Genomic DNA, 21,303 nt, shown 5'->3' on the forward strand with positions numbered 1-21,303 from the left:
CCGCGGTGGCGGGTGCCTGGCCTTTCGGCGATGACGCACTGGCCGTGGAGGACTGTGCGGGCTGCCGAGGGTGTGCTGCCGAGCGTGCGTCCTGTCATGTGCGCGTTCCGAGTTATCCACAGGCTGCGCGACGGGGGCTGCGCCGGTTGATCGTCGCATGGGATCCTGAAGAAGGGGGTCCGCGATCCCCCCTACGGGGGGTTGGGGACCTGGCAGCGCGGCGGGCTGAGTCGGGGGAGTGCCTGAGTCTCGAGCTCTGGTCTGGACCTGCGGCCTGGGCTGGGTGGCCCGGGCTGGGTGGCGAGGGCTGGGGGCCTGGGCTAGGGGCCAGGTCTGGGGCCAGCGCTGCGTGGCCAAGTGGCCTGAAACGGGAACCCCTTGGTGGCTGGGGCTGGAGCCTGTGCCGGCCAACGCCCCCGGAAGGCCGGAGTTATCCACAGGCGGGAATTGGGGGGATGCGGTCCGTCATCACCGCATGGGATCCTGAAACAGGGGGTCCCCCCAGAACACGCGGACGCGCAGACGAGCGAAATGGCATGCCCCTGACCAAGTGGCATGCCCCTGATGAATTGGGCAGGCTCCTGATGAATGGGCAGGCTCCCGACGGAAAACGCCCATGGAGACAACCCCGACAAAAATGGCACGCCCTGACGTCGGCTCAGGCGACCTGGCGCCCCGTCAAGCGGGCGACGGGGCGGGCGTCGCCGGGGTCCAGTCGGCGATCAGGTCGAGCAGGCCGGGGAATCGCGCCTGGAGGTCCTCCGTCCGGACGTGGCTGCGCCGCTCCAGCCCGTACTGCCGCTGCCGGATCAGACCGGCCTCGCGCAGCGCCCGGAAGTGGTGGGTGAGCGAGGACTTCGGCCGGTCCAGCCGGAACCAGCCGCAGGTGTGGTCGAACTCCTCCCGTTCCAGCAGCAGCTTGCGGACGATGCCCAGCCGCAGCGGGTCGCTCAGCGCGCCCATCACCACCTCCAGGCGCAGCTCCTCGCGCGCCGGCTCCGGCAACGGATCGGGCAGTGACTCGGGCGGTTCCACGACGGCCCAGCGCCGGGCGGCGGGCCCGGCATCCACGGTCGACGGCATCCGGCCTCCCCTCACTGGTCGCTTCGGCCCGGCCGTCCCATCGGCCCGGCCGCCCGCCCTCCATGTGCGTATCTCACCGTACTTCATGTCGGGGCGGTTCGACCGGACGGCCGTCCCGCCCCGCCCGGTCCGCAGGGTGTGACACCGTCAGCCGGCGTCGGCGTCCTGCCCGAGCTGCTCCAGCACCTGCCGGCCCAGCGGAGTCACCGTCACCGGGCACTTCCACATCGCCGGGTCGTAGATGGTCTCGCCGAGCCGCACCAGGCCCAGGTCCAGCAGCACCTTCACCGTGGCGTTGCGCAGCACCGCGTCCCGGTTGCCCATCGGACCCTCGGTCCCCTCCGGCAGCCAGTAGTGGAACCAGCGGCGCTCCGGCTCGGCGCGGTCGCCGAGGTAGCGCACCCGCCGCTGCGCGATCACCCGGAGGGCACGGCGCTCCGCCGCCGTCAGCCGCGGCGCCGGCCAGGCCCGGTCGGCGCCCGGCGACGGGTGCGCCACCTCGGGCGGACCGGGACGCGCCGCGCCCGGGACCGGCAGCGCCGTGTCCGAGACCGAGGCGGCCGCGGCCGGCGACGTCGGATCGGGATCGGGAACCAGGGCCAGGTGGGCCGTGCCGCGCCCGGGGAGCGCGACAGCCGGCTGTGGGACGGGGTCTGGCACGGCGTCCTCCCTCTCCAACGTGTCCAACCGGGCAGGCGCCACCTGCCCCGTCACCGCCACCACGAGCGGAAACCTTTCCTTCACCGGTGCGGCGGCAGTACGCCGCAGCCGGACAGCAGACCACCTCATCGATCCCTCACCCCCGCCCGGCGCCGTTCGGCGTGGCGGCGGCCGCCGCGGCACGTGCTCCGTCCGACTGGGACGCGGGCTGCGACGCGGGTCGAGGCGTGGGCCGTGGCGTGGGCACACACCGGTCGGCCCGGGTGTACACGTTGCCGGTGTCACCGCGCAGGAAACCCACCAGTGTCACCCCGGCCTCCTCGGCGAGGTCCACCGCCAGCGAGGACGGCGCGGAGACCGCCGCCAGCACCGGAATCCCCGCCATCCAGGCCTTCTGCGTCAGCTCGAAGGACGCGCGACCGCTCACCACCAGCACGTGCCCCCGCAGCGGCAGCAGGCCGGCGCGCAGCGCCCACCCCACCACCTTGTCCACCGCGTTGTGCCGCCCCACGTCCTCCCGGACGCACAGCGGCTCGCCCTCCGCGGTGAACAGCCCGGCGGCGTGCACCCCGCCGGTGGCGGCGAACACCCGCTGCTCCCGGCGCAGCCGGTCCGGGAGCTCGGCCAGCACGGCGGGCTCCACCCGCACCGGATCCTCCCGCACCGACCAGCGGGCGCGGACGCGCAGCGCCTCGATGCTGTCCTTGCCGCAGATCCCGCAGGCGCTGGTGGTCAGCATGGCGCGGTTGGCGGTGGCCGGCAGCGGCAGGCCGGGCGCCAGCGCGGCGTCCAGCACGTTGTAGGTGTTGGCGCCGTCCTCGTCGGTCCCCGAGCAGTAGCGCAGCGCCAGCAGGTCCTCCGGTCCGCCGACCACGCCCTCGGCGACCAGGAAGCCGGCCACCAGGTCGAAGTCGTGGCCCGGGGTGCGCATGGTCGTGGTCAGCGGGCGCCCGCCGACCCGGATCTCCAGCGGCTCCTCCACCGCCAGGGTCTCCCGGCTGCCGACGTGCCGCCCCGGTGCCAGGCGCACGACGGGCTGGCGCCGCGTCACCCGTCCGGCCATCAGGTCGTCACCTCCAACCGCACGACCACCGACTTCGACGTCGGCGTGTTGCTGCCCTCCGCCGTGCTGTCCAACGGCACCAGCACGTTGGTCTCCGGGAAGTACGCCGCGGCGCAGCCGCGCGCCGTCGGGTAGCCCACCACGCGGAAGCCGGGCGCCCGCCGGTCCTCCTGGCCGGGCCACTCGCCGACCAGGTCGACCAGCGTGCCGTCGGCGATGCCGAGCCCCGCCAGGTCGTCGGGGTGCACGAAGACCACCCGCCGCCCGTGGTGGATCCCGCGGTAACGGTCGTCCAGCCCGTAGATCGTGGTGTTGTACTGGTCGTGCGAGCGCAGCGTCTGCAGCAGCAGGCGCCCCGGCGGCACCCGCGGGGCCTCGAAGCGGTTCACGCTGAACACCGCGCGGCCCGACGGCGTGGTGAAGGTGCGCGAGTCCCGCGGCGGGTGCGGCAGCAGGAAGCCGCCCGGCTCCCGCACCCGCTCCTCGAACCGCTCGAACCCCGGCACCACCCGGGCGATCCGCTCCCGCACCGCCGCGTAGTCCCCGGCGAACTCCTCCCACGGCACGGCGCCGCCGGGGCCGAGCGTGCGCCGGGCCAGCCGGCAGACGATCGCCACCTCGCTGAGCAGGTCCGGAGAGGCCGGCGGCAGCGAACCACGGGAGGCGTGCACGGCCCCCATGGAGTCCTCCACCGTGACGAACTGCTCGCCCGACGCCTGGACGTCCCGCTCGGTGCGGCCGAGCGTGGGCAGGATCAGCGCCGTCCGGCCGGTGACGGTGTGCGAGCGGTTGAGCTTGGTGGAGACCTGCACGCTCAGCCGCAGCCGGCGCAGCGCCTCGTGGGCGGCCCGGGTGTCCGGGGTGGCGGCGGCGAAGTTGCCGCCCATGGCGAAGAACACCTTCGCCCGGCCGTCCCGCATCGCCCGCAGCGCCTCCACCACGTCCAGGCCGTGCGCGCGCGGCGGCTCGAAGCCGAACTCCGCGCGCAGCGCGTCCAGGAAGGCGGCCGGGGGCCGCTCGTTGATCCCCATGGTGCGGTCGCCCTGCACGTTGCTGTGGCCGCGCACCGGGCAGACCCCCGCACCACGCCGGCCGATGTTGCCGCGCAGCAGCAGGACGTTGACGACCTCCCGGATCGTCGGCACCGAGTGCTTGTGCTGGGTCAGGCCCATCGCCCAGCACACCACGGTGCGGCGGGAGGCGGCCAGCCAGCCGGCCACCTCCTCGATCGCCTCCCGCGGCAGCCCGGTCGCCTCGCCCACCGCGTCCCAGTCCAGGTCGCGCAGCGCGGCCGCGTACTCGGCGAAGCCCGTGGTGTGCTCCTCGACGAAGGCCCGGTCCAGCACCGTGCCGGGGGCTTCCTCCTCGGCCCGCAGCAGGGCGTGGCCGAAGGCCTGGAAGAGCGCGAGGTCGCCGCCGAGCCGGATCTGCAGGAAGCGGTCGGCCAGCGGGGTGCCGCCGCCGACCAGCCCCCGCGCCGTCTGCGGGTTGTCGAAGCGCAGCAGCCCCGCCTCCGGCAGCGGGTTGACGGCCACGATCCGGGCGCCGCCGCGCTTGGCCCGCTCCAGGGCGGAGAGCATCCGCGGGTGGTTGGTGCCGGGGTTCTGCCCGACGACCAGGATGAGGTCGGCGGCGTGCAGGTCCTCCAGGGTCACCGACCCCTTGCCGATGCCGATGGTCTCGCCGAGCGCCCTGCCGCTGGACTCGTGGCACATGTTGGAGCAGTCCGGCAGGTTGTTGGTGCCGAAGGCCCGGACGAACAGCTGGTAGACGAAGGCGGCCTCGTTGCTGGTGCGCCCCGAGGTGTAGAAGACGGCCTCGTCGGGGGAGTCCAGGGCGTTCAGCTCGTCGGCGACCAGCCCGAAGGCGTCCTCCCAGGAGATCGGCTCGTAGTGGGTGGCGCCCGGGCGCAGCACCATCGGCTCGGTGAGCCGGCCGCGCTGCCCCAGCCAGTGGTCGTCCCGCCCGGCCAGGTCCGCCACCGGGTGGGCGGCGAAGAACTCGCGTCCGACGCGCCGGCGGGTGGCCTCCTCCGCGACGGCCTTGGCGCCGTTCTCGCAGAACTCGGCGCGGTGGCGGTGGTCCCCCTCGGGCCAGGCGCAGCCGGGGCAGTCGAAGCCCCGCTTCTGGTTGACCGCGAGCAGGGTCAGCGCGGTGCGGCGGGGGCCCATCTCGCCCAGGGCGTGCCGCATCGCGGCCCGCACGCCCGGCAGTCCGGCGGCGCGCGTCTTGGGTGGCGTGACGGTCGGCTGCTCCGCCGTGCCCGTCCGCGCCGGCTCCTCCGCCTGCCCGCCGCCCATCGTGCCGTCCTCTCGCGTGCCACGGCGCCGGCGGCCCCGCCCGTGCGGGCCACGACACCTGTGTTCGAGCAAGCCTACCGGCCGGAAGCCTTGGCGCGCCCGCCCTTTGCCCGGCCGGTGCGGCCGATCGCGCGGCGGATCCCGGCGGACCGAACCGGGCCGCGGGGCCGACCGCGGGCGGAGTGGTGGACGGATGGCGGGGCCGGGCGCGCGACACCCGCGCGCCCGGCCCGCGGGGCCGGCGACGGCCGCGGCTACTCCGCCGCGTCGGCACCCGTGGGCGGCGGCGGTTCGGCGGCGAGGCGGTCCAGCTCCTCCTCGGTGAGCAGCCGGGAGCGCAGCAGGAAGCGCACTCCCTCGGGGGCCTCCAGGGAGAACCCGCTGCCCCGTCCGGGGACCACGTCGACCGTGAGGTGGGTGTGCCGCCAGTACCGGTACTGCGCGGCGCTCATCCAGAACGGCGTGTCGCCCGCGACGTGGCCCAGCAGCACGTCCGAGCCGCCGACCCGGAACTCGCCGCGCGGGTAGCACATCGGGGCGCTGCCGTCGCAGCAGCCGCCCGACTGGTGGAACATCAGCGGCCCGTGGCGGCTGCGCAGTCGCTCCACCAGCTCCTCGGCCGCCGCGGTGAGCTCCACCCGTGTGCCGGGCGCGGCCATCAGAACAGTCCCAGCTTCTTCGGCGAGTAGCTGACCAGCAGGTTCTTGGTCTGCTGGTAGTGCTCCAGCATCATCTTGTGGTTCTCCCGGCCGATGCCGGAGTTCTTGTAGCCGCCGAAGGCGGCGTGCGCGGGGTAGGCGTGGTAGCAGTTGGTCCACACCCTGCCTGCCCTGATCCCGCGGCCGAGCCGGTACGCGGTGTTGCCGTCCCGGGTCCACACGCCGGCGCCGAGCCCGTACAGCGTGTCGTTGGCGATCTTCAGCGCCTCGTCGACCGAGTCGAAGGTGGTGACGGAGACAACCGGGCCGAAGATCTCCTCCTGGAAGATCCGCATGTCGTTGCTGCCGCGGAAAATGGTGGGCTCGACGTAGTAGCCGCCCTCCAGGCCGGGGACGGCGCGGGGACCGCCCCCGGTCAGCAGCTCGGCGCCCTCCTGGCGGCCGATGTCGATGTAGGACAGGATCTTCTCGAACTGGTCGTTGCTCGCCTGGGCGCCGATCATCGTCGCCGGGTCCAGCGGGTCGCCTCCGACGATGGCCTCGGTGCGCTCGACGCAGCGGGCGATGAACTCGTCGTAGATCGAGGAGTGGATCAGCGCCCGGGAGGGGCAGGTGCACACCTCCCCCTGGTTGAGGGCGAACAGCACGAAGCCCTCGACGGCCTTGTCCAGGAAGTCGTCGTCGGCGGCCAGCACGTCGGGCAGGAAGACGTTGGGGCTCTTCCCGCCCAGCTCCAGGGTGACCGGGATGATGTTCTCGCTGGCGTACTGCATGATCAGCCGGCCGGTGGTGGTCTCTCCGGTGAAGGCCACCTTCGCCACCCGCGGGCTGGACGCCAGTGGCTTGCCGGCCTCCACGCCGAAGCCGTTCACGACGTTGACCACGCCGGGCGGGAGCAGGTCCGCGATCAGCTCGATCACCAGCAGCAGGCTCGCCGGGGTCTGCTCCGCCGGCTTGATCACCACGCAGTTGCCGGCCGCGAGCGCGGGCGCCAGCTTCCACGCGGCCATCAGGATGGGGAAGTTCCACGGGATGATCTGGCCGACCACGCCGAGCGGCTCGTGGAAGTGGTAGGCGACCGTGTCGGCGTCGAGCTCGGCCGCGCTGCCCTCCTGGGCGCGGATCGCCCCCGCGAAGTAGCGGAAGTGGTCCACCGCCAGCGGCAGGTCGGCGGCCAGCGTCTCACGCACCGGCTTGCCGTTCTCCCACGTCTCCGCCACGGCGAGGCGCTCCAGGTGCTCCTCCAGACGGTCCGCGACGCGGTTCAGGATCCGTGCCCGTTCGGTCGCCGAGGTGCGGCCCCAGGCGTCGGCCGCGGCGTGGGCCGCGTCCAGGGCCAGCTCGACGTCGGCGGCGGAGGACCTGGCGACCTGGCAGAAGGTCCGCCCGGTCACCGGTGAGGGGTTGTCGAAGTACCGGCCCTCCACGGGGGCGACCCAGTCGCCGCCGATGAAGTTGTCGTACCGCGCGGCGAAGCTGACGATGCTGCCCTCGGTTCCCGGCTGCGCGTACACCATTGTTCGCTCCTCGCTGGCGTCCAGGTAACGGGGTGGCGCCGCCGGCCACGGGCCGCCGGCGCCGAGGACACGGTGGCCGGGCGGGGTTGGCGAAAGGTTGGCGCCGGTTCGGGGCGGCTCGGCAGGGGCCTCAGGGGCGTAGGGCCGTGCTCAGCCTTCCCGCGGCGACGCCCCGCCGCGCGTCGTCGGGCGGCAGCGTCCGCAGGGCGTGTTCGTGCACCTCCGCGTCGAACGGGGCGTGCTCCCCGTAGCGCAGGGCGGGCTCCGGACGGCCGCTGGCCAGCACGGCTTCCCGCACGGCCACCTCCAGGTGCGCCCGCCACTCCGCCACCCCCGGAGCCTCGGAGCGCGGCAGCAGCGGGCCGCGGTAGCCCTCGACGGCGGCCGCGACGTCCCCGCGCTCCAGCGCCCGCAACACGTCGACGGCGTCGCAGGCGATCGGCTCGGTCAGCGCGTACCGGCGGGTGGCCACCCGGCCGGCGAGCGCCCGGCGCAGATGGGACACCTCGGCCTTGAAGGTGGACGCCGCCACCGGCCGGTCGCCGTAGAGCGCGAGGCGCAGCCGGTCGGGTGGGTAACCGTCGGGCCGCAGCGCCAGCAGGGTGAGGATCTCCAGCTGACGCGGTGGCAGCCGCAGCGGCCGGCCGTCGAGCGTGGCCTCCTCGCCGCCCAGGCAGGTCAGCCGCACCCCGGACGGCGCGGCCGGGGGGTGCCGCTGACCGGCCCGCAGCTGGGCCTCGACGGCCGCCGCCAGCGAGCGCACGGTGGCGGGGGCCAGCGGGTGCGAGCGGTCCCAGGTGGTGGACAGGTCCAGCACGCCGAGGACCCGGCCGCCCGGGGCGTGGATGGGCGCGCAGTAGCAGACCCAGCCGTGCAGCGCGGCCACCAGGTGCTCGGCGGAGAACACCGTGCTGGGCCGGCCGGTGCGCAGGGCCAGCGACAGCGCGTTGGTGCCCATGGCGTGCTCGTCCCACCGGCCGCCGGGCGCGAAGTTGACCCGTTCCGCCCGCCGCCGCATGACCCGGCCACCGCAGGTCCACAGGATGGTGCCGGACTCGTCGGTGACGGCGGCGACGTAGCCGGCGTCGTCGGCGATGCGCCGCAGTTCGTCCGCGAGCGCGGTCACCGGCCCGCGCAGCGGCGAGCCCGACCAGCGGGGCCGCACCTCGCCGCCGTCGCAGACCGGGGCGCTGTCCCGGCCCGGATCCACGCTCCCCAGGGAGCGCGCCCAGGACTCGGCGACCTCCGGGCGCACCCCGGTGCCGGCGGGCGACCGGCCCAGCGTTCCCGACCGGGGCACCCAGCGGGCCCACTCCCGCTCCAGCGCGTCCCTCCGCCTCCGCAGTACACCACGCTCGGACATTGGCTCTTCCCGACCTCTTCGTCGCGACGCGCACCCGTCGATGGCGCGGGACACGATACCGCGCGTGTGATCCAGGCCACAGAGCCTCGCCGGCCGGACGCCCCGGCAGATCCCCGACCAGGGCACCGAACCGGTAGCCTCACCGGGTCCACCGCCCCGGGCCCTTCGTACCCCCGGGGGTGAGGAGGGAGAGGGACCCGATGAGGACGCTGCTGCGGCACCGCTCCTTCCGCACCCTGGTGGCCGGCGCCATGGCCAACCGGCTCGGTGACGCGGTGGCCCCGCTGGCGCTGGCCTTCGCGGTGCTCGACCTCACCGGTTCGCTGACCGGACTCGGCCTCGTGGTCGGCGCCCGCTCCCTGGCCAACGTGCTCTTCCTGCTGGTCGGCGGCGTCCTCGCCGACCGCCTCCCGCGCGGCCTGGTGCTCACCGGGTCCAACGCCGCCGCCGCGCTCACCCAGGCCGCCGCCGCCGTCACCGTGCTCACCGGCACCGCCACGGTGCCGCTGCTCGCCGGCCTGGCGGCGGTCAACGGTGCCCTGGCCGCGATCGCCATGCCGGCGTCCTCGGCCCTGCTCCCGCAGACCGTGCCACCCACCCTGCTGCGGCACGCCAACGCCGTGCAGCGGCTGGGGACCAACAGCGCGATGATCCTGGGCGCCTCGGTGGGCGGCGCGCTGGTGGCCACCACCGGACCGGGATGGGGGCTGATGGTGGACGCGGCGACCTTCTGCGTGGCCACCGTCTGCTTCGCCCGCACCCGGGTGGACGCCCCGCCGCGCTCCAAGGAGGCCGGGGCCGACGGGGAGGCCGCGCGCCCCGGCCTGCTGCGCGACCTGCGCGAGGGCTGGACGGAGTTCGTCTCCCGCACCTGGGTGTGGGTGGTGGTCCTGGGCTTCATGGTGCTCAACGCGGTCAGCGCCGGAGCCATCCAGGTGCTCGGCCCGGCGGTGGCCGACGACAGCTTCGGCCGGGCCGGCTGGGGACTGGTGCTCGCCGCGCAGAGCGCCGGGATGCTCGCCGGCGCGCTGCTCGCCATGCGGCTGCGGGTGGACCGGCTGCTGTTCCTCGGCACCGTCTGCGTCGCCGCCGAGCTGCTGCTGCCGCTGGCCCTGGCCACCACCGACTCGGTACCGGTGCTGATGGCCGCCGGCTTCGTCGTCGGCGCGGCGCTCACCCAGTTCGGCGTCGCCTGGTCGGTCTCGCTCCAGCAGCACATCCCCGCCGACCGGCTGGCCCGGGTGTACTCCTACGACGCGCTCGGTTCGTACGTGGCCATCCCGGTGGCGGAGGTGGCGGTGGGCCCGGTCGCCCACGCCGTCGGCGTGCGCCCCACCCTGTACGGGGCGGCCGTGGTGATCGCCGTGACGACCGGGCTGATGCTGCTCTCCGGCGAGGTGCGCCGGCTGCGCCAGTTCTCTGATGGGCACGGTCCCGATGGGCACCGTGCCGGGGGCGGGCCGGTCGGCGGGGAGATCGAACAGGTGGGCGGGAAAGCCGAGCAGGTGGGCGAGCGGGAGCGCTGACGCGGGGTCGGCGAGCGCGCCGTGCCGCGCTCGCCGACCCCGGCCGGCCCGGGTCACTCCGTCGGGGCGGCCACCTCGGCGAAGGTCACGGTCAGCGTCGCGGCGCGGGCGGTCAGCGCGTGCTCGGGGAGCACGCCCGGGCCGCACGAGGCCGTTCCGAGGCCGTGCTGGGCGAGGTCGAGGTTGACGTGCACGGCGTCACCGGGGACCAGGTCCACGGTGTGCGCGGCGGCGTCCAGGTCCTCGCTGGTCCAGCGGCGCGCCGTCAGGTCGAACACCGGCTCGCCGGTGACGCGCAGGCCGCCGCGCGGGCCGGTCAGCGTCGCCCAGCGCACGTCGGCGCGGTTGCCGTTCTCCTGCGGGAAGACGTACGGCGTCTGCAGCTCCTCGACGCTCGCCTCGAAGCGGCCGACGCGGGCCGCCTGCCGGCTGTCCGCGTACGCCTCGCCGGGGCCCCGCCCGAACCACCGCACCCGGTCGATCCAGGCCGGCAGGGCCATCCGCAGCCCCAGGCGGGGGAACGGCACCTGCCACGGCCCCTGCGGCTCGACCTCCAGGGTGAGCCGGAGCCGGTCGCCCGCGCCGAGGCTCCACCGGTAGGTGGCCAGCACGCCGATGTCGCGTGCCGCCGGGGCGACCCGGGTGCGGACCACCAGGGAGCCGTCCTCCCGGTCGATCCCGATCACGCGGTGGCGCAGCCGGTCCAGGCCGACGCCGCGCCAGACCTTCTCCATGGCGGGGAAGCCGCCGCGGTCGTTGTCGGTGGGGGCCCGCCACAGGTCCAGTCGCGGGCCGTCCAGGGCGAGGCCGCCGATGGCGGTGAGTCGCCCGGTCAGCCGGTCGAAGGTGCCCGGGCCGAGCGTGACCGGCCCGGCCGCGGCACCCGTGCCGCCGGACGTGGAGACGGACGTGGAGACGGGCGTGGAGCCGGTGGTGGAGGTGGCGGGGGAGGCGGCGCCGGGGGCGGGGCGCACCGCCACCTGGCCCCAGGCGACCTCGTGCCCGGCCGGCGCCCAGGGCGTGTCCTCGGCCAGCACGGCGCGCACGGTGAGCCAGCTCTCCCCGGTGGTCTCGGGCAGCCGGGGCACCGGCAGCTCGGTGCTGGCGCCGGCGGGCAGCTCCGGGAGCTCCAGGGTGCCGTCCGCGACGACGACGCCCTCCTCCTCCAGCGTCCAGCCGAAGGACAGGTGGGACAGGTCGCGGAAGTCGTACAGGTTGGTGACGCGCAGCAGATCGGCCTCGGCGGTGATCCGCACCGGCTCGATCACCTTCTTGTACTCGACCAGGCCCGGTGAGGGCGTGCGGTCCGGGAAGACCAGGCCGTCGGTGACGAAGTTGCCGTCGTGCAGCTCCTCGCCGAAGTCGCCGCCGTAGGCGAAGTGGTCGCCGCGCCGGATGCCGTGGTCGATCCACTCCCACACGAAGCCGCCCTGGCAGCGCGGGTGGGTCTCGAACAGCCGCTGGTACTCGGTCAGCCCGCCCGGGCCGTTGCCCATCGCGTGGGCGTACTCGCACAGCACGAACGGCAGTGCCCGGCGGTGGGCGTCCGCCCCGGCGTCCTCGAGCGGCTCCTCGGCGCGGCGGCCGATCGCGTCGACCTCCTCGTGCGAGGCGTACATCCGGCTGTAGACGTCGACGTAGCGGCTGTCCCAGTCGTGCTCGTAGTGGATCGGCCGGTCCGGGTCGCGCCGGCGGGTCCAGGCGGCCATCTCCTCCAGGTTGCGGCCGGTGCCGGACTCGTTGCCCAGCGACCACATGATCACGCTGGGGTGGTTCTTGTCGCGTTCGACGGTGCGGCGCATCCGGTCCAGGTAGGCCTCGCGCCAGCGCGGGTCGTCGCTGGGGTTGTCCCGCCAGTCGACGAAGAGGAAGCCGTGCGTCTCCAGGTCGCACTCGTCCACCACCCACAGGCCCAGTTCGTCGCACAGCTCCAGGAAGCGCTGGTGCGGCGGGTAGTGGCTGGTCCGTACGGCGTTGATGTTGTGCCGCTTCATCAGGAGGATGTCCTCCCGCATGGTCTCCTCGCTGAGTGCGCGGCCGTGTTCGGGGTGCCACTCGTGCCGGTTGACCCCCCGGAACAGGACCCGCTCGCCGTTCACCTTGAGCAGGCCGTCCTCCACCGTGACGGTGCGGAAGCCGATCCGCAGCGGCACGCGCTCCCCGGCGGTGCTCAGCTCGGCCTGGTACAGCCGGGGCGTCTCGGCCGTCCAGGGCCGCACGGCGGCGATGGTGTGGGTGGCGTCCGCGGGGACGTCCACCAGGCCGAGCTCGGCGACGGTCAGCCGCGCCGGGACGCTGGTCTCCACGCGCAGCGTGCCCGCTCCGGTGGCCGCGTCGTAGCCGGCGTGCACGAAGAAGTCGTCCAGCGCCCCGGCGGGACGGGCGAGCAGCGTGACGTCCCGGAAGATCCCGGACAGCCACCACATGTCCTGGTCCTCCAGGTAGCTGCCGGCCGACCACTGGTGCACCCGGACGGCGAGCACGTTGCGGCCGGGCCGCAGGTACTCGGTGACCTCGAACTCCGTCGGCAGCCGGCTGCCCGTCGAGAAGCCCAGCTCGTGACCGTTCAGCCAGGCGGTGAAGCAGGAGTCGACGCCGTCGAAGCGCAGCACCGCCGCGGCCCCGTCGCCGCCCCAGCCCTCGGGGACCTCGAAGTCGCGGCGGTAGTCGCCGGTCGGGTTCTCGTCCGGGACGAACGGCGGCTCGATCGGGAACGGGTAGTCGACGTTGGTGTAGGCGGGCGAGCCGTGGCCGTGCATCTGCCACAGCGACGGCACCGGGAGCTCACCCCAGCCGGAGTCGTCGAACTCCGGATCCGCCACCCCCGTCGGCGCTTCGGCGACCGAGGGGGACAGGTGGAACCGCCACGGGCCGTTCAGCTCGATGCGGGGGGCGTCCGAAGTGAAGCCCGCCCGGGGCTCACGCCGGCCGGCACCGGGGGCGAACCCGGTGAGGTAGCTCGTCATGACGCGACGCTGTTCCTCTCGCTCGCGAGGGAGATTCGGTGAAACCGTTCTCTAACGTAGAAGAGGGCTCTGGGCCGGTCAACGGAATTCGGTGGGGTAACCGGTATCGGCCAGTCGAACGCCGGTCTGATTCTGGGGGACCGTCATTCACCTGCGAAAACGGCATGGTTGAGACACTGTCGAGGCGTGTCGCGCGGTAGGTGGCGGCACTGGCCCGGGAAGTCGGCGATAATCGAACGCCGGCCGCCTCGGTGAGCTGCTCTTGCCGTTTGGGGAAACGGTTTCTATCCCGTTCCCGGCCGGGTGCGGAGCGGCCGCGGACGCCGGCCGCCTTCCCCGGCCGCGCCGGGCCGCCCCGGCGGTCAGCGCGCCGGGACGGCCGCGCCCTCCCGCGGTTCGCCCCCGCCCGCCCCGGGCCCCGCCCGCCCGGCGGCGAGGTCGCCCGCCTCCGCGGCCGCCTGCTCGGCGGCGCGGTCCGCGGCCACCAGCTCGGCGTAGCGCCCGCCGGCCGCCAGCAGTTCCTCGTGCCGCCCCTGCTCGACCACCCGTCCCCGCTCCAGCACCACGATCTGGTCGGCGTCCCGCACGGTGGAGAGCCGGTGGGCGATGGTGATCGTGGTGCGGCCGGTCGAGAGCCGGTCCACCGCCTGCTGCACCGCCCGCTCCGTGCGGGTGTCCAGGGCGCTGGTGGCCTCGTCCAGCACCAGCACCGGGGGATCGCGCAGGATCGTCCGGGCCAGCGCCAGGCGCTGCTTCTCGCCGCCGGAGAAGCGGTAGCCGCGCTCGCCCACCACGGTGTCGTAGCCCTGGGGGAGCGCGGCGATCACGTCGTGGACGTGCGCCGCCCGCGCGGCGCGCTCCAGCTCCTCGTCGGTGGCGTCCGGCTTGGCGAACCGCAGGTTCTCCGCCACCGAGGCGTGCAGCAGGTAGGTCTCCTGGGCCACCAGTCCCACGGTGTCGGCCAGCGAGGCGAAGGTGAGGTCCCGCAGGTCCACGCCGTCGATGGTGACGGAGCCCTCGGTCACGTCGTACAGGCGCGCGGTGAGGTAGGCCAGGGTGCTCTTGCCCGATCCGGTGTGTCCGACGACCGCCAGGCGCGTGCCGGCGGGCACGTGCAGGTCCACCCCGTGCAGGGCGCCGCCACCGTCGGGCTCCGCGTCCGGCTGCCCGTCGGGCCTGGCCGGGCGGTCGGCCGCCGCGTACCGGAACCCCACGCCGGTGAACCGCACCTCGCCGCGCACCCGCCGCTCGCCGGCCCGCGGCAGCGTGAGCGCGTCCGGCTTCTCGGTGAGGTCCACCGGGAGGTCCAGGTACTCGAAGACCCGGCTGAACAGCGACAGCGAGCTCTGCACCTGCACCCCCACCCGCAGCAGCATCGCCAGCGGGCGGAACAGCTGCGCCTGCAGGGTGGTGAAGGCCACCAGCGTTCCGGTGGAGACGGCGCCGCCCGAGCCGCCGGCCTGCTGCCAGCCGGCGAAGAAGTAGATCAGCGCGGGCATCGCGGCGAAGGTGATGAACACGGTGGACTGCCGCCACCGCCCGGCCATGCTGGAGCGCACCTCCAGGTCCGCCAGCTCGTCCGAGGCCCGCGCGAACCGCTCCACCAGGGCGGGGGAGCGGCCCATGGAGCGCCCCAGCAGGACGCCGCTCACCGAGAGCGACTCCTGCACCAGCGAGGACATGGCCGCCATCTTGCGCTGCCGCTCCGAGGTGATCCGGCGCCGCTCGGCGCCGACCCGGCGGCTGAGCCAGACGAAGAAGGGCAGAACGGCCAGCGAGAACAGGGTCAGCCGCCAGTTCAGCGCCAGCATCGCCACCACGGTGGCCAGCACCGTCGTCCCGTTGGAGACGATCGACGTGGCGGTGTTGGTCACCACCGCCTGCATCCCGCCGATGTCGTTGGCGATCCGGGACTGCACCTCGCCGACCCGGGTGCGGGTGAAGAAGGCGAGGGAGAGCCGTTGCAGGTGGGCGTAGACGCCGGTGCGCAGGTCGTGCATGACCCGCTGCCCGACGGTGGTGGACAGGTACGTCTGCCACACGTCGAGCACGGCGGTGGCGACCGCGACGCCGATCATGCCGAGCGTCAGCGCGGCCAGCAGCCCGGTGCGGGCCTGCGGGATCGCCGTGTCCAGCACCTCGCGGAGCAGGAAGGGCGAGGCCAGCGACACCACCGAGGAGGCGGTGATCATGACGCCGACGACGGCCAGCCGGCCCCGGTAGGGGCGGAAGAGCCGGGCGATGCGGCGCAGTTCGCCGGGGCGGCGCCGGGCGGAGGCGTCCGCCTCCTCCGGCGGGAGGGGGGTGGGGGAGTCGTGCGGGTGCATGGCCCTCCTGAGCGGGGCGGCGGACGGGGCGACGACTGATACGGAGGTAGACTCACAACGAGCTTAACTCTTTGTTCCTGCCCCCGGGTCGTACCTCCGTTCGCCGCCAAGGAGGCCCCATGCCCCCGTCCCGCCCGGACACCGGCCGGCCCGATACCCCGGCCGTCCCCGGCGCCACGGTCCCGCCCGGTGTCCCGTCCGCGCCCGGCCCCGCCGACACCGACGAGGTGGTGCCCGCCGCCACCGCCGACAGCGCGGCCGTGCGGATCGGCGAGACGATGCACCGGATCAGCCACCGGCTGCGCCGCCGCCACGTGCCGCGGCTGTCCCCGCTCGGCCTGACCCCGGCGCAGGAGCGCGCCCTGCGGATGGTCGCCTCGGCGCCGGCCCCGCTGCGGATGGTGGAGCTGGCGGACCGCCTCGGGATCGTGCCGCGCTCGGCCACCACGCTGGTGGACGCCCTGGAGCAGGCCGGCCTGGTGCGCCGCACCCCCGACCCGAGCAGCCGGCGCTCCACCCTGCTGCTGCTCACCGACGCCGGACGCGACCTCCAGCAGCGGATGCGGCAGGCGCGGCGCGAGGTGTTCCAGGAGGCGTTCGCGCCGCTCAGCCCCGGGGAGCGGGAGCAACTGCTGGAACTGCTGCAGCGGGTCGCCGCCGGCCTGGACGGGGCGGCCTGCCACCGGGACCGCCCGGCGGACGGGCGGCGCCCGGCCGGTGAGCACCGCGGTGCGGGCGAGCAGGGGGCCGGGGAGCGCCTCGGCTGACCAACCGGGACGCTCCCGCTTGCGGCGGCGGGCCGGTGCGCGTTGCGGCGGCGTGCCGCCGGCGGGCCCGGTCAGCCCCGCTCGTCGGCGTCCCACAGGTCGAGGCGGTGGGCGCGGACCAGGGCGCCGACGCGGGCCAGCACCTCGGTGGCGGGGAGCGCGTCGAGCCGGCGCCCGTCGCGCAGCCGCAGGGCCACCCGGTCGTCGGCCGCCTCCTTGGGACCGAGCACCGCCTGGTACGGCACGAGCCGGGCGGCGCGCACGCGGGCGCCCAGGGTGCCCTCCTCCGGCCCGGCGACGCGCGCCCGCAGCCCCTGGTCGACGGCCCGCCGCCGCAGCGCGTCGGCCTGCGGCAGCTCCGCCTCGGAGACCGGCAGGACCACCAGCTGGGTGGGGGCGATCCAGGCCGGGAAGGCGCCGCCGTGGACCTCCAGGAGGTGGGCGACGGCCCGCTCCACGCTGCCGATGACGCTGCGGTGGATCATCACCGGCCGCTTCCGGGCGCCGTCCGGGCCGACGTAGCGCAGGTCGAACCGTTCCGGCTGGTGGAAGTCGACCTGGACGGTGGACAGGGTGGCCTCGCGCCCGGCGCCGTCCGCCACCTGCACGTCGATCTTGGGACCGTAGAACGCCGCCTCCCCCTCGGCGGCCTCGTAGTCCACTCCCGAGTCGTCCAGCACCTCCCGCAGCACGGCGGCGGCCCGTCGCCACATGTCCGGGTCGGCGACGTACTTCCCGCCCGGCCCGGGCAGGGAGAGCCGGTAGCGGGCCGGGCGGATGCCGAGCGCCCGGTAGGCCCGGTCGATCAGCCCCAGGGCGGCCCGGGCCTCCTCGCCGACCTGCTCCGGGGCGCAGAAGACGTGCGCGTCGTTCAGCTGGATGGCCCGTACCCGGGTCAGCCCGCCGAGCACCCCGGAGAGTTCGGAGCGGTACATGCCCCCCAGCTCGGCCATCCGCAGCGGCAGCTCCCGGTAGCTGTGGGCGCGGGAGCGGTAGATCAGCGCGTGGTGCGGGCACAGGCTCGGCCGCAGCACGACCTGCTCCCCGCCGAGGTCCATCGGGGGGAACATGTCCTCGCTGTAGTGCGACCAGTGCCCGGAGACCTCGTACAGCTCCCGCTTGCCCAGCACCGGCGAGTAGACGTGCTGGTAGCCCGCGCGCCGTTCGACGTCGCGGACGTACTCCTCCAGGACGTGCCGGACGACGGCGCCGTCCGGCAGCCAGTAGGGCAGCCCCGCGCCGATGAGCGGGTCGGTGCCGAACAGTTCGAGCTCGCGGCCGAGTCTGTGGTGGTCGTACATCGCGGTCTCCTCGCGGTGGGGGGCGAGTGACCGCACGGCGAAGCCCCGGGGCACTCGCCCCGGGGCTTCGGACAGGCAGCTGTCAGCGCGCCGGGACACTCTCCGGCGTCGTCGTCATACCAGCGCGCTGCATGCCCACCACGCTAGCACCGACCGCCACGCGCGGGCGATCGGTTTCCGACCGCGCCCGGGCTCAGCCCACCGGCCGCCCGGCGAAGCGGTCCAGGGCGGCCATGGTGGCCCCGCGCATCGTGTCGCTGCCCAGGTGTCCGGAGTCGTCGACGACCACCAGTTCGGCGTCGGGCCAGACCCGCAGCAGTTCCCAGGCGGTGACGAGCGGGCTGCCCAGGTCGAGCCGACCGTGGATCAGCACGCCCGGGATGCCGGCCAGGCGTCCCGCGTCCCGCAGCAGCGCGCCCTCCTCCAGCCAGGCGGCGTGGGAGAAGTAGTGCGCGGCGATCCGGACCAGCGCCTGCCGGGCCGGGGTGGGGCGCCCCCCGTAGGGGCGGGCCCGGCCGCCCTCCTCCAGGGAGACCACCGTGTCCTCCCACGCGCACCAGGTGGCGGCGGCCCGCTCCCGGACCCGTGGATCCGGGTCCGCCATCAGGTCGGCGTAGGCGGCGAGGAGTTCGGGGACCCCGGCGTCCTCCGGGAGCCCGGCGTCGGCCGGCACGCCCGCGCGGAAGCGTTCCCACGCCTCGGGGAAGAACCGCCCGACGCCCCGGTAGAGCCAGTCGATCTCCGAACGCCGCGTCATGGTGACGGCCGGGATGACGATCTCGGACACCCGCTCCGGGTGGGTCTCGGCGTAGGCCAGGATCAGCGTGGAGCCCCAGGAGCCGCCGAAGAGCAGCCAGCGGTCGATGCCGAGGTGGGCGCGCAGACGTTCCATGTCGGCGACCAGGTGCCAGGTGGTGTTGTGCCTCATGTCGGTGGCCGGATCGCTCGCGTGCGGCGTGGAGCGTCCGCAGCCGCGCTGGTCGAACTGGACGATCCGGTAGCGGGCCGGGTCGAAGGCGCGGCGGGCCCCGGGCCCGCAGCCCGAACCCGGGCCGCCGTGCACCACGAGCGCGGGCTTGCCCTCCGGGTTGCCGCAGACCTCCCAGTGGACGAGGTTGCCGTCGCCCACGTCCAGCGTTCCCTGGTCGTACGGTTCGATCGGTGGATGGAGCTCGGGCATCGGGGTCCCTCCGCGAATGATGTAACAGCACTCATATATAAGCGCTGTTACATTAGCAGGCATGACACCCAACGCTCCCGGCCCGGAACTCCTCGGGACCCGCCTGCGCCACCTGCTCGAACTGCTGGACGGCGACGTCGCCGCCGTCTACGCCGACCTCGGCCTGGAGGGCTTCCGCCCGCGCTTCACCCCGGTCATCCGCACGCTGGCCGCCTCGGGCCCCTCCTCCATCCGCGACCTGGCGCGCGCCACCGGCGTGAGCCATTCCGCGGCGAGCCAGACGGTGGCCCAGATGGCCAGGGAGCAACTGGTGGAGCTCGCCCCGGGCGAGGACGCGCGCCAGCGCATCGTCCGGCTCACCCCGCGGGCCGAGTCCCTGCTGCCCACGCTGGACGCCGAGTGGCGGGCCACCGCGACCGCCGCCGCCGAGTTCGAGGCCGAGCTGTCGTACCCGCTCAGCCGGCTGGTCGAGGAGGCGCTCGCCGCCCTGCGCCGCCGCCCGATGCGGCAGCGCGTCGCCGACGCGGCCCCGGACCTGCTCCCCGGCGAGCCGTGCTGAGCGGTCCCGCGCCACGGCGGGGGAGGGGCGCGGGGGCGGTCAGCCGCCCGGGGGGCGGAGCAGCGGGATCTGGGCGGCGAGGAACATCCGGGTGTCGTCCCGGGCGCTGAGGAAGGCGGCCCTGGGCTCGCCGAAGTAGGCCCACGGGTAGCGCGTCGCGTGCCCGCCGATGGCGCGGAACTGGTCCAGCGCCTCCTCGTAGCGCTCCTGACGGGTGAGCAGGCAGGCCAGCAGGTTCCGGGCCGGCCAGGGGTCCGCCAGCAGGGCCGGACCGCGCGGCGGGAGCAGGGCGAGCAGCCGGTCGGTGGCCTCCAGGGCCTGGGGGCGCCGCCAGGCCCGCGGGCCGCCCGTGCCGCTGACCGCGAACTCCAGTTCGGCCTGGAGCGGCAGCAGCGCCAGCGGCGAGCGTTCGGACGCGCCCGCCGCGCCGCGTTCGGCGAAGGCGAACATCTCGTCGTGCGAGCCGTGCCAGCGGGCGGACAGGTACAGCAGGGCGGCGGCGTGCGCCCCGGCGTGGTGCCGGGCGCGGCTGACCGCCTCGAACCAGAGCCGGTCGAACTCGGCGCGCGAGGCGCCGGTGCCCACGGCGTGCCGCAGGCGCAGGCACCACGGGTTGGGGTCGGGCGGGTTGGCCGCGCAGGCACGTTTCAGCGCCGGCTCGGCCGCCTCCAGCAGCTCCAGGAAGCGCGCGAAGTGCTCGGCCGAGCCGTCGCCCGGGGCCCGCGGCGCGGTCCCCGCCCAGCCGTGCGCCCGCCACGCGGCCTCCACCGCGCAGGTGGCCCGGACCAGCAGGGCGTCCGGATCCCCCGGCTGCTCGCGCAGCCACTCGCGCAGCCAGGCGTCGTCCTCGATGGCGGCGGCGGCCAGCGCGGCCGCCTGCTCGCCCCGCGCGTCCCAGTCCGGCCCGGAGCGGTTCGCCGCCAGCACGGCGGCGGCCGGGCGCCAGTCGCCCCCGCGGGCGGAGACCACGGCGGCGGCCAGCCGGACGTCGTCGGGCACGTCGAGGAGCACCGACGCGTCCGGCACCAGGTCACCGCCGACGTGGTCGTAGTGGCGCACCACGCGCAGGGTGCTGAAGAAGTTGCGCACGCCCATGGCCGCGAAGTGTGGCACAGCCGGGAGCGTCGGCGCAGCGCCCGGCCGGGGGAGTGCGCGGATCGTTGTGACGGCGCGTCAGAATCGTTCCCGACGCGGTGCCGCCGAGCGGCCCCGGCCGCTCACTCGGCGGTGGCGTGCTCGTTGAAGACGCCGGCGTACTCCTGGCCGGAGAGCTCGTGGATCGCCGACATGACGGCGTCGGTGACCTCCCGGCGGGCCTTGCCGACGTCCCGGCGGCCCACGTGCGCGGAGAAGTCCATCGGCTCGCCGAAGCGCACGGTGATCCGGTGGTACCGCGGCAGGTTGCTGCCCACCGGCTGCATCCGGTCCGTCCCGATCAGGCCCACCGGCACCACCGGGGCCTTGGAGGCCAGGGCCAGCCAGCCGACGCCGGTCCGCCCGCGGTACAGCCGCCCGTCCCGGGAACGCGAGCCCTCCGGGTAGATGCCGAAGGCGCCGCCGTCGTGCAGCACCCCCATGGCGATCTCCAGCGAGGCCAGGGCGCCGCGCTGGTCGTTGCGCTGCACCGGGATGTTGCCCACCCCGCCGAAGAAGGCGCGCTTGGCCCGGCCGCGCAGCCCCGTCCCCTCGAAGTACTCCGCCTTCGCCAGGAAGGCGACCCGGCGCGGCACGATCAGCGGGATCACCACCGAGTCGATGAACGAGAGGTGGTTGCTCGCGAGGATCACCGGGCCGGTGCGGGGGATGTTGTGCAGCCCTTCCACCCGCGGTCGGAACAGCAGCCGGGCGGCCGGGCCACCGACCGCTCTCACCGCCTGGTACAGCACGGACACCTCTCGACATCACTCGCAGGGACGACCGGTCCGGTCCCGCGCCGGCGCGGGACCGGCGGCGTGCGCGCCGCGGCGCACCGCCGGCGGTGGACGCCACGGCGGACCGTCGCGTGCCACCCCACCGCGAGCCTGGCGGATCA

16 protein-coding genes are annotated in these 21,303 nt (G+C 74.9%); 3 read left to right on the top strand and 13 right to left on the bottom strand.

What is annotated here, in order from left to right; translation table 11 throughout:
- Window positions 1-678 precede the first annotated feature (678 nt).
- From FHU37_RS06870 to FHU37_RS06900, 7 genes are all read right to left on the bottom strand, one after another.
- A complete protein-coding gene (locus FHU37_RS06870) occupies window positions 679-1,083 on the bottom strand; it encodes an ArsR/SmtB family transcription factor (RefSeq protein WP_179813315.1) in 405 nt (134 codons plus the stop codon).
- A 147-nt stretch (window positions 1,084-1,230) separates the two neighbouring features.
- Entirely contained in the window at window positions 1,231-1,743 is a 513-nt protein-coding gene (locus FHU37_RS06875) for a hypothetical protein (protein WP_179813316.1), read from the bottom strand.
- 136 nt (window positions 1,744-1,879) lie between these two features.
- Window positions 1,880-2,806 carry a formate dehydrogenase accessory sulfurtransferase FdhD gene (fdhD, locus tag FHU37_RS06880; RefSeq protein ID WP_179813317.1) on the bottom strand — a complete coding sequence of 309 codons (927 nt, stop codon included), beginning with the start codon at window positions 2,804-2,806 and terminating at the stop codon, window positions 1,880-1,882.
- Window positions 2,806-5,106 (bottom strand): FdhF/YdeP family oxidoreductase, encoded by a 2,301-nt coding sequence (locus FHU37_RS06885; protein ID WP_179813318.1) that lies wholly within the window; start codon window positions 5,104-5,106, stop codon window positions 2,806-2,808. Before FHU37_RS06885 ends, fdhD begins: the two co-directional genes overlap by 1 nt.
- Window positions 5,107-5,360: 254 nt before the next feature.
- Window positions 5,361-5,765, bottom strand: a complete 405-nt coding sequence (locus tag FHU37_RS06890; protein ID WP_179813319.1) for a DUF779 domain-containing protein — start codon at window positions 5,763-5,765, stop codon at window positions 5,361-5,363.
- Window positions 5,765-7,282 (bottom strand): aldehyde dehydrogenase, encoded by a 1,518-nt coding sequence (adh, locus tag FHU37_RS06895; RefSeq protein WP_179813320.1) that lies wholly within the window; start codon window positions 7,280-7,282, stop codon window positions 5,765-5,767. The genes FHU37_RS06890 and adh overlap by 1 nt, the downstream gene beginning before the upstream one ends.
- Before the next feature lie 130 nt (window positions 7,283-7,412).
- A complete protein-coding gene (locus FHU37_RS06900; protein WP_179813321.1) occupies window positions 7,413-8,645 on the bottom strand; it encodes a GAF domain-containing protein in 1,233 nt (410 codons plus the stop codon).
- A gap of 200 nt (window positions 8,646-8,845) precedes the next feature.
- Between FHU37_RS06900 and FHU37_RS06905 the strand changes: the two genes are divergently transcribed.
- Window positions 8,846-10,171: an MFS transporter gene (locus tag FHU37_RS06905; protein WP_179813322.1), complete on the top strand. Its 1,326-nt coding sequence runs from the start codon at window positions 8,846-8,848 to the stop codon at window positions 10,169-10,171.
- Window positions 10,172-10,224: 53 nt separating this feature from the next.
- On the opposite strand, the gene FHU37_RS06910 is transcribed toward FHU37_RS06905, so the two are convergent.
- Both FHU37_RS06910 and FHU37_RS06915 read right to left on the bottom strand, forming a co-directional pair.
- Entirely contained in the window at window positions 10,225-13,137 is a 2,913-nt protein-coding gene (locus FHU37_RS06910; RefSeq protein WP_179813323.1) for a glycoside hydrolase family 2 TIM barrel-domain containing protein, read from the bottom strand.
- Between the two features lie 362 nt (window positions 13,138-13,499).
- The gene (locus tag FHU37_RS06915; RefSeq protein ID WP_179813324.1) at window positions 13,500-15,464 is read right to left on the bottom strand and encodes an ABC transporter ATP-binding protein; all 1,965 of its coding nucleotides are present in this window, start codon (window positions 15,462-15,464) and stop codon (window positions 13,500-13,502) included.
- Between the two features lie 119 nt (window positions 15,465-15,583).
- On the opposite strand from FHU37_RS06915, the gene FHU37_RS06920 reads away from it, so the two are divergent.
- Window positions 15,584-16,231, top strand: a complete 648-nt coding sequence (locus FHU37_RS06920) for a MarR family winged helix-turn-helix transcriptional regulator (RefSeq protein WP_218903960.1) — start codon at window positions 15,584-15,586, stop codon at window positions 16,229-16,231.
- Window positions 16,232-16,302: 71 nt separating this feature from the next.
- On the opposite strand, the gene thrS is transcribed toward FHU37_RS06920, so the two are convergent.
- Together thrS and pip are read right to left on the bottom strand one after the other, a co-directional pair.
- Entirely contained in the window at window positions 16,303-17,532 is a 1,230-nt protein-coding gene (gene thrS / locus FHU37_RS06925; RefSeq protein ID WP_218903961.1) for a threonine--tRNA ligase, read from the bottom strand.
- Window positions 17,533-17,725: 193 nt separating this feature from the next.
- Complete coding sequence (gene pip / locus FHU37_RS06930) at window positions 17,726-18,712, bottom strand: prolyl aminopeptidase (protein ID WP_179813326.1); 987 nt, start codon at window positions 18,710-18,712, stop codon at window positions 17,726-17,728.
- A gap of 61 nt (window positions 18,713-18,773) precedes the next feature.
- Between pip and FHU37_RS06935 the strand changes: the two genes are divergently transcribed.
- On the top strand, window positions 18,774-19,271 hold the full coding sequence (locus tag FHU37_RS06935) for a MarR family winged helix-turn-helix transcriptional regulator (RefSeq protein WP_179813327.1): 498 nt from the start codon (window positions 18,774-18,776) through the stop codon (window positions 19,269-19,271).
- Window positions 19,272-19,310: 39 nt separating this feature from the next.
- Here FHU37_RS06935 and FHU37_RS06940 read toward each other — a convergent pair whose 3' ends face one another.
- The gene (locus tag FHU37_RS06940; RefSeq protein ID WP_179813328.1) at window positions 19,311-20,384 is read right to left on the bottom strand and encodes a hypothetical protein; all 1,074 of its coding nucleotides are present in this window, start codon (window positions 20,382-20,384) and stop codon (window positions 19,311-19,313) included.
- A gap of 104 nt (window positions 20,385-20,488) precedes the next feature.
- Window positions 20,489-21,157 (bottom strand): lysophospholipid acyltransferase family protein, encoded by a 669-nt coding sequence (locus FHU37_RS06945; RefSeq protein ID WP_179816089.1) that lies wholly within the window; start codon window positions 21,155-21,157, stop codon window positions 20,489-20,491.
- Between the last annotated feature and the right edge of the window lie 146 nt (window positions 21,158-21,303).

The sequence above is a fragment of the Allostreptomyces psammosilenae genome (genome assembly GCF_013407765.1).
GTDB lineage: Bacteria > Actinomycetota > Actinomycetes > Streptomycetales > Streptomycetaceae > Allostreptomyces > Allostreptomyces psammosilenae.

Excerpts from the sequence above, each read along its gene's own strand:
- FHU37_RS06870 (WP_179813315.1), bottom strand. The coding sequence starts at position 1,083 with ATGCCGTCGACCGTGGATGCCGGGCCCGCCGCCCGGCGCTGGGCCGTC.
- fdhD (WP_179813317.1), bottom strand. The coding sequence starts at position 2,806 with ATGGCCGGACGGGTGACGCGGCGCCAGCCCGTCGTGCGCCTGGCACCG.
- FHU37_RS06885 (WP_179813318.1), bottom strand. The coding sequence starts at position 5,106 with ATGGGCGGCGGGCAGGCGGAGGAGCCGGCGCGGACGGGCACGGCGGAG.
- FHU37_RS06890 (WP_179813319.1), bottom strand. The coding sequence starts at position 5,765 with ATGGCCGCGCCCGGCACACGGGTGGAGCTCACCGCGGCGGCCGAGGAG.
- adh (WP_179813320.1), bottom strand. The coding sequence starts at position 7,282 with ATGGTGTACGCGCAGCCGGGAACCGAGGGCAGCATCGTCAGCTTCGCC.
- FHU37_RS06900 (WP_179813321.1), bottom strand. The coding sequence starts at position 8,645 with ATGTCCGAGCGTGGTGTACTGCGGAGGCGGAGGGACGCGCTGGAGCGG.
- FHU37_RS06905 (WP_179813322.1), top strand. The coding sequence starts at position 8,846 with ATGAGGACGCTGCTGCGGCACCGCTCCTTCCGCACCCTGGTGGCCGGC.
- FHU37_RS06910 (WP_179813323.1), bottom strand. The coding sequence starts at position 13,137 with ATGACGAGCTACCTCACCGGGTTCGCCCCCGGTGCCGGCCGGCGTGAG.
- FHU37_RS06915 (WP_179813324.1), bottom strand. The coding sequence starts at position 15,464 with ATGCACCCGCACGACTCCCCCACCCCCCTCCCGCCGGAGGAGGCGGAC.
- FHU37_RS06920 (WP_218903960.1), top strand. The coding sequence starts at position 15,584 with ATGCCCCCGTCCCGCCCGGACACCGGCCGGCCCGATACCCCGGCCGTC.
- thrS (WP_218903961.1), bottom strand. The coding sequence starts at position 17,532 with ATGTACGACCACCACAGACTCGGCCGCGAGCTCGAACTGTTCGGCACC.
- pip (WP_179813326.1), bottom strand. The coding sequence starts at position 18,712 with ATGCCCGAGCTCCATCCACCGATCGAACCGTACGACCAGGGAACGCTG.
- FHU37_RS06935 (WP_179813327.1), top strand. The coding sequence starts at position 18,774 with ATGACACCCAACGCTCCCGGCCCGGAACTCCTCGGGACCCGCCTGCGC.